Origin of the sequence: Shewanella sp. ALD9 (assembly GCF_002836315.1) — a bacterium.
In the GTDB taxonomy this organism is placed as follows: Bacteria; Pseudomonadota; Gammaproteobacteria; order Enterobacterales; family Shewanellaceae; genus Shewanella.
The window spans coordinates 705,445-718,926 of the sequence record NZ_PJCD01000001.1 but is presented as its reverse complement, the minus strand read 5'-3'; the positions used below and the strand labels follow the sequence as shown (position 1 = coordinate 718,926).

At 41.1% G+C, this 13,482-nt stretch carries 13 protein-coding genes; 4 read left to right on the top strand and 9 right to left on the bottom strand.

Features of this window, described 5'->3' with window-relative positions; genetic code table 11:
- Positions 1 to 42: 42 nt before the first annotated feature.
- The gene (epd, locus tag CXF88_RS03340) at positions 43 to 1,062 is read right to left on the bottom strand and encodes an erythrose-4-phosphate dehydrogenase (protein WP_101085326.1); all 1,020 of its coding nucleotides are present in this window, start codon (positions 1,060 to 1,062) and stop codon (positions 43 to 45) included.
- A gap of 189 nt (positions 1,063 to 1,251) precedes the next feature.
- Positions 1,252 to 3,246 (bottom strand): transketolase, encoded by a 1,995-nt coding sequence (tkt, locus tag CXF88_RS03335; protein WP_101085325.1) that lies wholly within the window; start codon positions 3,244 to 3,246, stop codon positions 1,252 to 1,254.
- A gap of 532 nt (positions 3,247 to 3,778) precedes the next feature.
- Here tkt and metK point away from each other — a divergent pair.
- Together metK and CXF88_RS03325 are read left to right on the top strand one after the other, a co-directional pair.
- A complete protein-coding gene (gene metK, locus CXF88_RS03330) occupies positions 3,779 to 4,930 on the top strand; it encodes a methionine adenosyltransferase (RefSeq protein WP_101085324.1) in 1,152 nt (383 codons plus the stop codon).
- Positions 4,931 to 5,091: 161 nt separating this feature from the next.
- Entirely contained in the window at positions 5,092 to 5,679 is a 588-nt protein-coding gene (locus tag CXF88_RS03325) for a GNAT family N-acetyltransferase (protein WP_157822767.1), read from the top strand.
- A gap of 162 nt (positions 5,680 to 5,841) precedes the next feature.
- Here CXF88_RS03325 and CXF88_RS03320 read toward each other — a convergent pair whose 3' ends face one another.
- The 3 genes from CXF88_RS03320 to CXF88_RS03310 are packed head-to-tail and all read right to left on the bottom strand — an operon-like array spanning position 5,842 to position 7,017.
- The gene (locus CXF88_RS03320; protein WP_101085322.1) at positions 5,842 to 6,198 is read right to left on the bottom strand and encodes a hypothetical protein; all 357 of its coding nucleotides are present in this window, start codon (positions 6,196 to 6,198) and stop codon (positions 5,842 to 5,844) included.
- 48 nt (positions 6,199 to 6,246) lie between these two features.
- A complete protein-coding gene (locus CXF88_RS03315; protein ID WP_101085321.1) occupies positions 6,247 to 6,795 on the bottom strand; it encodes a GNAT family N-acetyltransferase in 549 nt (182 codons plus the stop codon).
- Positions 6,796 to 6,798: 3 nt separating this feature from the next.
- Complete coding sequence (locus CXF88_RS03310; RefSeq protein WP_101085320.1) at positions 6,799 to 7,017, bottom strand: hypothetical protein; 219 nt, start codon at positions 7,015 to 7,017, stop codon at positions 6,799 to 6,801.
- A gap of 122 nt (positions 7,018 to 7,139) precedes the next feature.
- Here CXF88_RS03310 and CXF88_RS03305 point away from each other — a divergent pair, with 122 nt between their 5' ends.
- Positions 7,140 to 7,565, top strand: coding sequence for an META domain-containing protein (locus CXF88_RS03305; protein WP_101085319.1), 426 nt, complete (start codon positions 7,140 to 7,142; stop codon positions 7,563 to 7,565).
- 166 nt (positions 7,566 to 7,731) lie between these two features.
- Positions 7,732 to 8,202 carry a transcriptional regulator ArgR gene (gene argR, locus CXF88_RS03300; RefSeq protein ID WP_011636127.1) on the top strand — a complete coding sequence of 157 codons (471 nt, stop codon included), beginning with the start codon at positions 7,732 to 7,734 and terminating at the stop codon, positions 8,200 to 8,202.
- 62 nt (positions 8,203 to 8,264) lie between these two features.
- Here the strand turns inward: argR and CXF88_RS03295 are convergent, their stop codons facing one another.
- From CXF88_RS03295 to CXF88_RS03280, 4 genes are all read right to left on the bottom strand, one after another.
- Positions 8,265 to 9,203 (bottom strand): Dyp-type peroxidase, encoded by a 939-nt coding sequence (locus CXF88_RS03295; protein ID WP_101085318.1) that lies wholly within the window; start codon positions 9,201 to 9,203, stop codon positions 8,265 to 8,267.
- Positions 9,204 to 9,679: 476 nt separating this feature from the next.
- Positions 9,680 to 10,714, bottom strand: coding sequence for an ABC transporter ATP-binding protein (locus CXF88_RS03290; RefSeq protein WP_197708405.1), 1,035 nt, complete (start codon positions 10,712 to 10,714; stop codon positions 9,680 to 9,682).
- A complete protein-coding gene (locus CXF88_RS03285; protein ID WP_101085316.1) occupies positions 10,714 to 12,345 on the bottom strand; it encodes an iron ABC transporter permease in 1,632 nt (543 codons plus the stop codon). Before CXF88_RS03285 ends, CXF88_RS03290 begins: the two co-directional genes overlap by 1 nt.
- 126 nt (positions 12,346 to 12,471) lie before the next feature.
- Entirely contained in the window at positions 12,472 to 13,479 is a 1,008-nt protein-coding gene (locus tag CXF88_RS03280; RefSeq protein ID WP_101085315.1) for a Fe(3+) ABC transporter substrate-binding protein, read from the bottom strand.
- Positions 13,480 to 13,482: the final 3 nt, after the last annotated feature.

Below are 13,482 nucleotides of genomic sequence, written 5' to 3'. Positions count from 1 at the left end.
CTGCGCAACCGGCTTAACCCATTGCGACATAATCTGTTGATATTATCGATCTAACTTTGCTTGAATCATCGCTAAGCTAGTATCCAGCATGCGGTTGGCAAAACCCCATTCGTTGTCGCACCATAATAATAATTTGACCAAGTGGCCAGCACTGACACGCGTTTGGGTTCCGTCTACAATACTTGAACGTGGATCGTGGTTAAAATCACACGATACCAGAGGCTCGTCAGTATAGCCTAAAATACCATTAAAACTGCCGTTTGACGCAAGTTGTAACACACGGTTAATTTGCTCAATATTGACTTTTTTCTCTAGCGTGACAGACAGGTCGATCGCGGTCACATTTATGGTTGGCACCCTAACAGAAATCGCTTCAAACTTATCTTTCATGTGCGGCAAAATACGCTCAATGCCTCGCGCTAATTTTGTGTCTACCGGAATAATAGATTGACCAGCAGCACGAGTTCGACGTAAATCATCATGATAAGCATCGATCACTTGTTGATCGTTCATCGCCGAGTGAATCGTGGTAATGGCGCCACTCTTGACTTCAAAATGCTTATCCAATACATCGATAACCGGAACAATACAATTGGTAGTGCAAGATGCGTTAGAAATAACGGTATGCTCTGCGCGCAACAAATCATGATTAACACCATATACAATGGTCTCATCAACATCTGCAGAAGAAGGATGGCTTATCAGCACTTGCTTAGCACCTGCATGAATATGTGCTTCGCAAGCTTGACGATCAATTAAGCTGCCGGTGGCTTCATAAACGATATCGATATCAAGTTCAGCCCAAGGCAATAAATTAGCATCGGGTTGATTGAGTAACAAAATGCTGTCATCACCAATAAGCAACTGATCACCATTTAGCTTAACGGTATGCTTGAAACGACCATGAGTCGTGTCATATTGAGTTAAATGACATATGGCTTCTGGCTTTGCCAACTCATTGATCGCCACAATTTGGATTTGTTGACGTTTTCCAGATTCGTACAATGCACGAAGTATTGAGCGGCCAATCCGGCCATAACCATTAATTGCAACTCGAATCATTTAGGGTCCAGAGTAATTATCCGAAGCACTTATTATTCAACAAATTATGATAAAAACATCTATTAATAAGTGACTTAGCATATATTATTTCACGTGAATTAAAGAGATAAAAAAACGGCCTGCAATAGTATTGCAGGCCGTTATTATACAGATTAAACACCTAATAGATAAGTGTTTAATCTCAGATGATTATCCTAAAGATTGGACAGTTTTTACTACATTATCAACAGTGAAGCCGAAATGTTTAAGTAAATCACCACCAGGAGCAGACTCACCAAAGGTGGTCATACCCACTACAGCACCATCAAAACCAATATATTTGTACCAGAAGTCAGTATGTGCCGCTTCAACCGCAACACGTTTAGTGACACCTTTTGGTAGTACAGATTCTTTGTAAGCAGCATCTTGCTTATCAAACTCAGTCGTAGAAGGCATAGAAACTACTCGCACTTTTTGACCTAGTTTGGTGAGCTCTGCGGCAGAATCCATCGCCAACTGCACTTCTGAACCTGTGGCAATCAAAATCACATCAGCAGTGCCTTGGCAATCAGACAGTACATAACCACCTTTAGCTACGTTAGCTAATTGCTCAGCAGTACGCGCTTGTGCCTTAAGACCCTGACGGCTAAAGATTAATGAAGTTGGTGCATCACGACGTTCAATCGCCGCCTTCCAAGATACTGCCGTTTCCGCAGCATCACATGGACGCCAAACAGCCATATTAGGCGTTAAACGTAAGTTAGCTAATTGCTCAACCGGTTGGTGAGTTGGGCCATCTTCGCCTTGACCGATTGAATCATGGGTATAAACGAAAATGTTTTGAATGCCCATTAATGCTGACATACGTACCGCGTTACGTGCGTACTCCATGAACATCATGAAAGTTGCGCCATAGTTAATAAAACCACCATGTAACGACGCGCCGTTCATAATACCGCTCATACCGAATTCACGTACACCGTAATAGATGTAGTTACCGGCAGGATCGTCTTGAATACCTTTTGAACCAGACCAAAGCGTTAAATTAGAACCGGCTAAGTCAGCGCTACCGCCAAGTAATTCAGGCAACATAGCACCAAAGAAACCAATTGAATTTTGAGACGCTTTACGACTCGCAATACCTTCGGCTTTATCTTGGCTTTCTTGGATAAAGGCTTGTGCTTTTGCTTCAAAATCTGCAGGTAAGTCACCTTTTAATACGCGACGTTCATATTCTGCAGCCAGTTCAGGGAACGCAACTTGGTAAGCAGCAAACTTGTCATTCCATAATGACTCGTTAGCAACACCTTTATGTTTAGCATCCCAACCAGCATAAACATCAGATGGGATTTCAAAAGGAGCGTGTGGCCAGTTTAAGAACTCACGAGCTGCTGCAATTTCAGCATCACCTAATGGTGCACCATGACAATCATGGCTACCCGACTTGTTAGGCGAACCAAAACCAATAATGGTTTTACAGCAAATCATCGATGGCTTATCTGTTACAGATTTAGCTTGTTCAATCGCGGCGCGGATAGCATCTGGATTATGACCATCTACATCGGCAATAACGTGCCAGCCATAGGCTTCAAAACGCTTAGGAGTGTCATCAGTGAACCAGCCTTCAACATGACCATCGATAGAAATACCGTTGTCATCCCAAAATGCGACTAACTTTCCAAGGCCTAATGTTCCGGCTAATGAACTGACTTCGTGAGAAATACCTTCCATTAAACAGCCATCACCTAAGAAACAGTAGGTGAAGTGATCGACGATGTCGTGGCCTGGACGGTTAAACTGAGCCGCCAAGGTTTTTTCCGCAATAGCCATACCAACAGCATTACTCAAACCAGCGCCTAAAGGACCGGTTGTAGTTTCAACACCAGGGGTATAACCATATTCAGGATGACCAGGCGTTTTTGAATGCAGCTGACGGAATTGCTTTAGCTCTTCAATAGGCAATTCATAGCCAGTTAAATGCAATAAAGAGTATATAAGCATAGAGCCATGACCGTTTGACAGAACAAAACGATCGCGATCGACCCAGTTAGGATTAGTTGGATTGTGCTTAAGAAAATCATTCCATAGCACTTCGGCGATATCTGCCATCCCCATTGGGGCACCTGGATGACCAGAGTTAGCTTTTTGAACCGCATCCATACTTAGGGCGCGAATAGCGTTAGCGAGTACTTTACGAGATGACATGCTCTCTCCTGCTTGTTTGTAAGGTCTAACGGGCAATTGTGAAGCCATATTTTCCCCTACAAGGCGATGTGACGCAAATTAAAATTTTTCGGGTTTCTTTTTAACCGTCAAATAAACGGTGATTTCATACAATGCCAATAAATAAACATCGTAAACACAGCATCAAATGGTCAGCATGACCATAACATGAGATAAATACAGAGTAATTATTTATTGCCACTTATAAATAAAAAGTATCGTGATTGGCAGAGCTATGGCTCTGATTAGGCAATATAATCTCTAATCTATCAAAAACATTGTCTATTTTTATGATTAATACACCGCGCAAGTCGATGAGCATTTAAATAAAGCAATATGAATCAAACACTTGATTTTTCACCAGTATAAACATATCTATGATTAACAAAAAAAATTATGCTCCATTGCACAATTCTCCAGTTAAATTCGTACAAAGGGGTGTTATCAAATTAGATTTCGACTAAAATAGACGTCTAGACGTATATTCAAATGCAACCAACGAGATTCTCCTATTATGGCAAAGCACTTGTTTACCTCTGAGTCTGTCTCAGAAGGTCATCCAGATAAAATCGCCGATCAGATTTCTGATGCGGTATTAGACGCAATACTTGAGCAAGATCCAAAGGCTCGTGTTGCGTGCGAAACGTATGTCAAAACCGGTATGGTATTAGTGGGCGGTGAAGTCACCACTTCTGCTTGGGTAGACATTGAAGAAATTACCCGTAAAACCGTACGCGAAATCGGTTACACCAATTCAGATATGGGTTTTGATGCTGATTCATGTGCGGTACTTAATGCCATAGGCAAACAGTCACCAGACATCAATCAAGGTGTTGATCGTTCAGACCCTGCAGAGCAAGGTGCTGGTGATCAGGGTTTAATGTTTGGTTATGCCAGCAATGAAACTGATGTATTAATGCCTGCACCGATTACTTACGCGCACAAATTAGTTAAGCGTCAGTCTGAAGTACGCAAAGACGGCACACTGCCTTGGTTACGCCCAGATGCTAAAAGCCAGGTAACGTTTGCTTATGATGATGGCAAAATCATCGGTATTGATGCGATTGTATTATCAACTCAACATCGTGAAGACGTGAGTCAAGCTGATTTAATTGAAGCGGTAATGGAAACTATCATCAAGCCGGTATTACCTGCTCAATGGTTAAACAAAAACACTAAATACTTTATCAACCCTACTGGTCGCTTTGTGATTGGTGGCCCTGTTGGTGATTGTGGTTTAACTGGTCGTAAAATTATTGTAGATACCTACGGCGGTATGGCTCGTCATGGTGGTGGTGCTTTCTCTGGTAAAGACCCATCAAAAGTAGACCGTAGTGCGGCTTATGCTGCACGTTACGTGGCTAAGAATATCGTTGCTGCTGGTCTAGCTGACCGTTGTGAGCTACAAGTGTCATATGCTATTGGTGTTGCAGAGCCAACGTCTATTAGTATTGAAACATTCGGTACAGGTAAAGTATCAGAAGAAGTATTGATTAAATTAATACGCCAACACTTCGAATTACGTCCATACGGCTTAACAGCAATGCTAGATTTGGCACGCCCAATCTATCAGCAAACTGCTGCTTATGGCCACTTTGGCCGTGATATCTTCCCTTGGGAAGCGACCGATAAAGCTGAAGCACTTCGTGCAGATGCAGGTTTATAATCAGCCAGCATAATTATCGTCTTAAGCTAGTGTCTGTATTAAGCTAACACGATAAAAAATAAAACCGCCAACTGGCGGTTTTATTTTATCTATCATTGGCAATGCAATGATTTGATCTAAACATTTAATCTCAACATTTAATCTCAACAATGGCTCAGATTATGTATCAACCCACTTGGCTAAACACAAAGATAACAGCAAACCACCAGCCATCAACGGCAACTAACCCCTGTGCGATAAACAGCCCTGTTACTAACATTCCAGCCATTAACTTGCCAGCCATTAAACAGTGGTCTGCAATCAAGTTATTCTATCGTCAACATATGCCTTATGCTCGATTAGCTCAGAAAGAGTCTGTGGCTGTCATTCATCATCTAAGCCCACCAGCTACTGATGAAGTTGATATAAGCCAGCAAAAAATAATCGCTGCGGTAAGAGTTAAATCTATTGGCCAATATCAATTAATCAATGGATTATTGGTTCACCCTGACTACCGTGGACAACAGCTTTCAACTCAGTTATTGAAATTTATCGCGCCCAAATTAACCGCTAAAAATTGCTTCTTGTTTGCTCATCCGTGGTTAATTGGCTTATATCAACAGCAGCACTTTATCGTTATAGATCAAAATGTCGTGATAGGTCAAAATGATTTATCAGCGATACCAGCAGACATCACTCAGTTGTATCGTCGCTATCACAGTGAACAACGACCACTAGTGTTGATGCAGCTCAATGATCCCGATAAATAATCTAGATTAATAATCTAACTCAATAAGCTCAATGAGCCAAACTCAGACAAAATCTAGATCGTATTAAAGCCTCTCAAGGCTATTGCACAACAATAAATTTAGCCCAAATAGACTTAAGCGTAATCAAACTAAGTCAGCATAAGTACAAGGTGATCGAACTCGTTAACAATGATCGAAATGTGAACTTTCAATACACATAAACGACACTTGTTGCATTGTCATTACGGGCACTACTTTGACACTGATAGACGCTAAGTTAATCCGCTCGACATCGGTAAATAGCGCAATCGCTGCTTGATAATTATTGGTTACGCCACAAAATAGCCACATGTCTTGCCAGCGCACAAAATACCCCGATTGCTGCAATTGCGGATCATCTGGATTTTGTAAATCGGCTTCGACACACTCATACAACTCTGTCGCATCAGTCAACACCGCGGCTATTAGCTTCATATTGTCAAATGCAGATAACCTTAAATCCAAATAGGGTGAAAAGAGTGCTTCAAAGTTAGTACTCATAATATTCCTCATAAATAACCACTTTATCAACACCCCTTAGTATAACGATCACGTAATATTAGCTGTGGCCAGTAAACAATAATCACGTTGTTCAAAACGAAATTGATCAATCTCTGTCATTGCGGCTTTTTGTTGATGTGCTGCCAACGAACGCGCATTGTCAGCGGCAACATACGTCACCATAAATGGAAAGGTATCTGCCACTTGTTTTTTTAATTCGGTAACCAGCGCCGAAAAAACTCCCTGGCCGCGTTTTGATTCTTGTATCCAAACGGGTCCATATTGGCACGTGTTAGTCGTCGATAAAGCTTGTCCATTTAAATCGGCAAACTTAAGTTTTTGAATAATATGTCGGTACAATGGTTGCGAGGAAAAAAATGACCATTTTGCCGCCATCACATATCCAATGATCACCCCTTGCTCTTCAGCTACGATAAACCAATGTTGATTTATCAACTGGCTCACCTCTGCTTTGGTAAATGAATGAGCATGAAGTTGGCTATTTGAACCTACCAACTCATCATCAACATGGGCTCGTTCTAACTGCACAATAGCAGCAACATCGGTTAATAACGCCTTACGGATAATAAATGACAATGATTATTCCTTTGACCCTGAATTGGGAGATTGTTTCTTAGCCCATTCTATCACTAGCGCAACGGGCAGCGGAGACATAATTAGTGTTCCCACGCCAATGAGTGAAGCAATGACCAACATCCCACTGACTTGTTGACCGATATCACTTTGCCAATATAAGCCGACACCCACCAACAACATGATTAAACCGACGAAATGTAACACTTTAACTAATTTGATCATTTGCGACTCTTTAATACGTTAAATAATGTTCATTAATCCAAAACATTACAATTATTTACGCTCTTATTCACACTCAAGTAGTAGAATAACGGCAATTTTTTGGTATATGGAAATCTCTCAACATGATAAAGCATATTCTCGGCGCCACTGTTATATTTTTAGGCCTTAGTGCTTGTCAAAGCCACACTCAAATTGTCTCAAATGAACAATTAATTGGTACTTGGCATGTAGAAGTCGTCCTCGACACTCCTACCATTAATAATAGCCCAGCAAATTTAGTTTTTGCTCCAAACGGTGAACTGACAGGTAATAATAGCTGTAATCAATTTTTTGGTCGTTACGCCCAACAAGGTCACTTGCTTCAACTTGCACCATCAGGTTCGACTATGAAAGCCTGTATCGATAGTTTAATCACCCAAGAAGCTGAACTGATGCAAGCGATTTCATTGGTAGAACAAGTTGATTTCTCTAAAGGAAAACTCAATCTATTGTCTATAAATGGTGATACGCTATTGGTACTGACAAAACAATCGTTACCCTTATCCTAAAGCCTATGGTTTAAATGAGTCGCCGGATTAGTTATTAGTGTCAGTTTAAAGTTCCATTAAAAAATGAATTTTTATTCAATAAATCTGATTCTTTCTTGACTTAATAAGTCAATCTATTCAAAATGTGCTAGATTTTTGAATAACAACTATAAGATGAATTATCACTATGCCAGCGACAAGAAATCAGGATGAGCTCGTACGCACTTTTAAAGCGATTCTCAAAGAAGAACGTTTTGGAAGCCAAAGCGAGATTGTTAATGCGCTTCAAGCCGAAGGATTCGGTAATATTAATCAATCTAAAGTATCACGTATGCTCAGCAAATTTGGTGCTGTACGCACTCGCAACGCTAAGCAAGAGATGGTGTATTGCCTCCCTGCCGAGCTAGGCGTACCTACTGCGGGTAGCCCAGTTAAAAATTTGGTATTGGATGTCGATCATAACCAAGCCATGATCGTGGTAAGAACTAGCCCTGGTGCTGCGCAATTAATCGCCCGTTTGCTCGATTCAATAGGCAAACCAGAAGGGATATTAGGTACTATTGCCGGTGATGATACTATTTTCATCTGTCCAGCAAGTATTAAAACCATTGATGAGACATTAGAAACGGTTAGATCTTTATTCAACTATAGTGAATAAAAAACCATTTCAATAAAAAAGCAATGCCATGGCATTGCTTTTTTATTACCTAAAACTGGCGTTTACGCATCATCAAATTGAGTTAAAAAATCCAATGATGGCACAAAGAAAGACGACCCAGTCAGCGCTTTAGTAAACAACATCAAATGATCATGATTCCCGTGACCATCACCGTGCACCATACTGCGGAGCATTTGTTCGAAGTGATCCGGTGTACGACATACTGAAATAAACATCAATCCTTGTTCTCTAATCGAACCATATGGCATGCTTTGACGTAAAATTTCTAATGCGTTACCGTGTGGATCTTTTAAGTTAACTCGTTTTGTGTGGCTGGTTAATGGCTTATCTTCTGATTCATACTCAATATCATCAACTTTGGTACGACCAAAAATATCTTCTTGTTTTTTAAGCGGTAAACGATGCCACTTACTTAAGTTATGCATGTATTTTTGAACATGAACATAACTACCAGAGACAAATTCTTGATCTTCATCACCGACAAGTGCAACTTGTTGACGATGGCGTCCTTTAGGGTTTTCAGTACCATCAACAAAACCAGTTAAGTCACGACTGTCCATAAAGCGAAAGCCACGTTCCTCATCGACTAACTCGACCAAATCTTCAAACATTTGGTTAATTTCATTGGCGACAAGATGCAAAATATCATAGCGATCACAACGGATATGAATAAACAGATCATATTCCATTGCAGGTGCATCACGGTTACCTTCACTCATGGCCGGAAAAGGTTTTAATAATGCAGGGCGAGATTCTGGATAAAAGGTATCCCAAAAATTAGCCCCAATACCCACAAAGCCATTAAAAGCACTGTCGGCATATTGATCCGTGAGTTCATAAATATACTGCGCTACATTAGCAATAGATGGGCGTAACTGATCTTCAACACCATCGTTGGCATTAAACATCAAGTACACACTGTGTAAATTCCCTTCTGCGCAAATTCCTAACTGTTCACGAGGCATAACTTGGTTACCCATATTAACTTCATCCATCTTAATACTAAATGTCGGCCTAAACGGTGATAATTTAACGTTTTGATGTTATTCGACGGCGATTAACATCTCTTACCAGTTAAGCTAATCATTAGATTAACTTAATCAAATTTAAATTACTTGAAGTGTACTCACATTTAGCCCGTTTGTAATACATATTGTATTCATATTCGTGCAGATAACAGCTTGATCATTCATTACAATTGTTAACGAACTCACTAGAGTTAAGGGCCAAAAAGTAAGCCCTAAATCAGATATTTAGCCTATGTCATCGTAAAATTAGCCATTATTTTGCAAGCATGAGGTAAGTATCTTATTGCTGGGGTGTTTAAAGCAGCGTTATTACAAGTTAATAACGTACTGTTAGCAACACTTTTAGCAAACAAAGGGTAATTTGATAACCACTTTCCCCGAACTAAGGTTCACTACAGGCTGGACAATTAAAATTACAGCATTGATAGTTAATTAAAAATCACCAGTGGATGCGCTGTAATATTTATGTCCACTCGTTGACCGGGCATTAACGTCGTTGATTGGCTACTGACGTCCAAAATATCATCGCCAATTTGGACCTGATAATGACATACCGTACCAAGGAAATGCCTTTCGACAATGCATCCTCGGCCATTGATACAAGGATGTAACTCAATTTGCTGTGGTCTCAATAATAATTGCCCTTGGCTGCCAACAGGTAAAGACAATGCTTCTGTGCTGCTAAGATCGCCCAAAGAATAGTGCACTTGATGGCTGGAGGTGACCGTAACAGGTAAATAATTACCTGCGCCTAAAAAGTCGGCAACGTAGCGATCAGTTGGTGCACTGTATAAGGTTTCGGCTTTACCATGCTGAATAATGGCGCCATCCTTAAATAAAGCCAGTTTATCTGCAAACACAAATGCTTCATCTTTACTGTGAGTCACAAACACGGCACTGACATTACGTTGTTTCAATATGGCGCGAATTTCTAACATCATATCGTTACGAACTTGCGCATCGATATTGGAAAAAGGTTCATCTAGCAATAATAATTCTGGTTGATATGCCAATGCACGTGCAATCGACACTCGTTGCTGTTGACCGCCTGATAATTCATGCGGGTAACGCGATGCCAACCCGGTTAATTTAACCAACTCGAGCATTTCTTCTAATCGAGCTAACCGCGCAGTACGATTGAGTTCGTTAACCCCAAATAAGATATTGTCTGCCACGGTTAAGTGCGGAAATAAGGCATAGTCTTGAAAAATCATTCCCACACCACGTTGCTCGCTCGCAACAAACACACCATCACCACTCAGCGTTTGCCCATTGATGCTGATGCAACCTTTGCTAATGGCTTGTAAGCCCGCAATCGCGCGCAGCAGTGTTGTCTTGCCGCAGCCACTGGGGCCTAATAATGCGACAATTTCACCTTGCGCCAAGGTAAGATCTAAATGGCGCAACACCACTTGACCGTGATAATCGCTGCAAACATTTTCAATGGTTAAGGTTGACATAATTAGCCTTGTTGCTCCATAGAGCGATTAAGATAAATCAAGGGTACAAGCCCAACTAACACAATCACAATAGCGGCCAATGCGCCATGTTCTAGTTTTTCATCTGAGACAAATTGGAAAACATAAGTCGCCAAGTTTTCAAATCCTATAGGACGCAATAATAACGCTGCGGGTAATTCTTTCATGCTTTCAATAAACACTAACAAAGCACCGGCAAAAATCCCTTTGCGTAATAAAGGCAAATGTACTCGCCATAGTAGCTGAGTAGGCGTTCGTCCTAAGGTAATACACGCCATGTCTAAAGAAGGGGAAATACGTTTATAACTGTTTTCTAAACTGCCGATGGATATAGCAATAAAACGAACACAAAAAGCAAAAATCAGTGCAAACACGCTGCCAGTCAGCAATAAACCTGGGCCTTGGGCGCCAAACCAATCGTAAATATCGTTAATCGCAAAGTCGATAAACGTCAGAGGTACTAATACACCAATCGCCAACACCGTTCCCGGTAAAGCATAACCAGTACTGCTCAATCTTGCGGGAAGCTGATCACTTTGTCGCGGACTCACACGGCGTACAAACATTAATATCAATGATAGGACTACGCACACACCACTGACAATAGCGGCAATATATAAACTGTTTAGGCTATACTGCCAAAATCGAACATCCCAACTTTCATTGAAATAATCGAGAGCATATCCACACAACACAATGAAAGGTAATAAAAAGGCTGTAAATAACAAAACAGCGCAATAGCCTAATGCGACCCAAGCCATTTTTGGTGACAACACATATCTGTCAGCTTCATTAAGAGAAGATTGTTTTTGAAATAATTGTTGTTTCCGCCGGGCAAAACGCTCAACCCCAATCATAGAAAATACCACTAACAGCATAATGGCTGACAGCTTTGCTGCCGCGGTTAAACTGCCATAGCCGAGCCACGTGTCGTAAACTGCTGTGGTTAATGTCGGTACAGCAAAATAACTCACGGTGGCAAAGTCTGCTGCGGTTTCCATTGCCACAAGTGCAACGCCGACAGCCAAAGCGGGTCTTGCCATTGGCAGCGCAAGACGCCAAAAACTGCGCCACGGACTACATCCCATGACACGCGATGCATATAACAAACTGGAAGACTGCTCCATAAACGCAGTACGCGCTAATAAATAAATATAAGGAAACAATACTAACGATAATATTATCGCTGCTCCGCCAAGACTGCGTATCGCGGGAAAGTAATAGTCGTGGGGAGATTGCCAGTCAAACCAAGCCCTCAATACACGTTGCACCGGACCTGCATAATCAAGCATGTCGGTATAAACATAAGCCACAATGTAGGCTGGCATCGCTAACGGGAGAAGGAGTAGCCATTGAAAGTAACGGCGAAAGGGAAAGTCACAACGGGCAATTAACCAAGCAGCAGGAATCGCTAAAAGTAGGCTTCCGAGTCCAACCAACAACATAAGCAATAAACTATTGACTATGTATGTCGGTAGCACTGTATTGAATAAATGGCTAAATACAGCTTGATCAGGAAGAGTGGACTGCACAATTAAGGCAATCAGTGGCAAGATTAATATTGCCGTAATAAAATAACCAGCAAGCGACCAGCTTCTGGTTAAACCTAAAATCATAAATAATACCGAGTTAACTTAGCGCACCATCAATAAATCTATCAATCTATCAATCTATCAATCTATCAATCTATCAATCTATCAATCATATCGATAATGCGCTGATAATGTTTAAACAAGCTTCAATTAAAGATCAAATTTCACTTCATCAAGCAGTTTTACAGCGTCTTGATGGTATTCAGCCAACTTATAGATAGGCAAACTATCGGCTTTAAAATCACCCCATGACGCCACTAATTCAGACGGTTCGACATCAGCCTTTACCGGATATTCCATATTAACTTCAGCATACATTTTCTGTGCAACGTTTGAAGTAAGAAATTCCATTAGCTTAATCGCATTATCTTTATGCGGTGAATGTTTGGCTAATGCCATACCTGATACGTTTACATGAGCACCACGGTTCTGTTGATTAGGAAAGTTAATTTCAACCGCTTCAGCCCAGCTTTTCTGATTTTTATCCATCAGCATGTTGCCATAGTAGTAGCTGTTACCGATAGCAATGTCACACATGCCTTCTTTAACTGCTAATACTTGATCACGATCATTGCCTTGAGGCTTACGAGCTAAATTAGCTTTTACCCCTTCTAACCAGGTTTTCGTTTTCGCTTCACCGTCATGGGCAATCATCGACGCCACTAATGCGACGTTATAAGGGTGTTTACCGCTGCGGGTACAAATTTTACCTTTGTATTCTACTGAAGCTAAGTCTTCGTAATCGATGTCAATTTTACCGCTACGCTCTTTTGAAGAATACAGATTACGAACACGCATCGTCAGCGCATACCAATTGTTCTGTTGTGACCGATATTGAGGGGGAATATTGCTATTAATCACCGCACTGTCGACGGGAGAAACAAGATCTTTTTCCACTAATTCCATTAAGCGAGAGAAGTCAGATGTTAACACCACGTCAGCGGGAGATAGGCGACCTTCACGCACCATACGTTCTGCAATGCCATCTTTAGCAAAAACAACCTTTACGTCGACACCACTTTGCTCGGTAAACTTTTCTAGAATAGGTTCAATCAGGAAAGCTTGGCGATAAGAATAAACCGTTAATGCATCTGCAGCACTCACAGAAGAAGCAACACAAGCCAAGCCTAATAATGCGACACTTTTTAGCAATTTCATTAA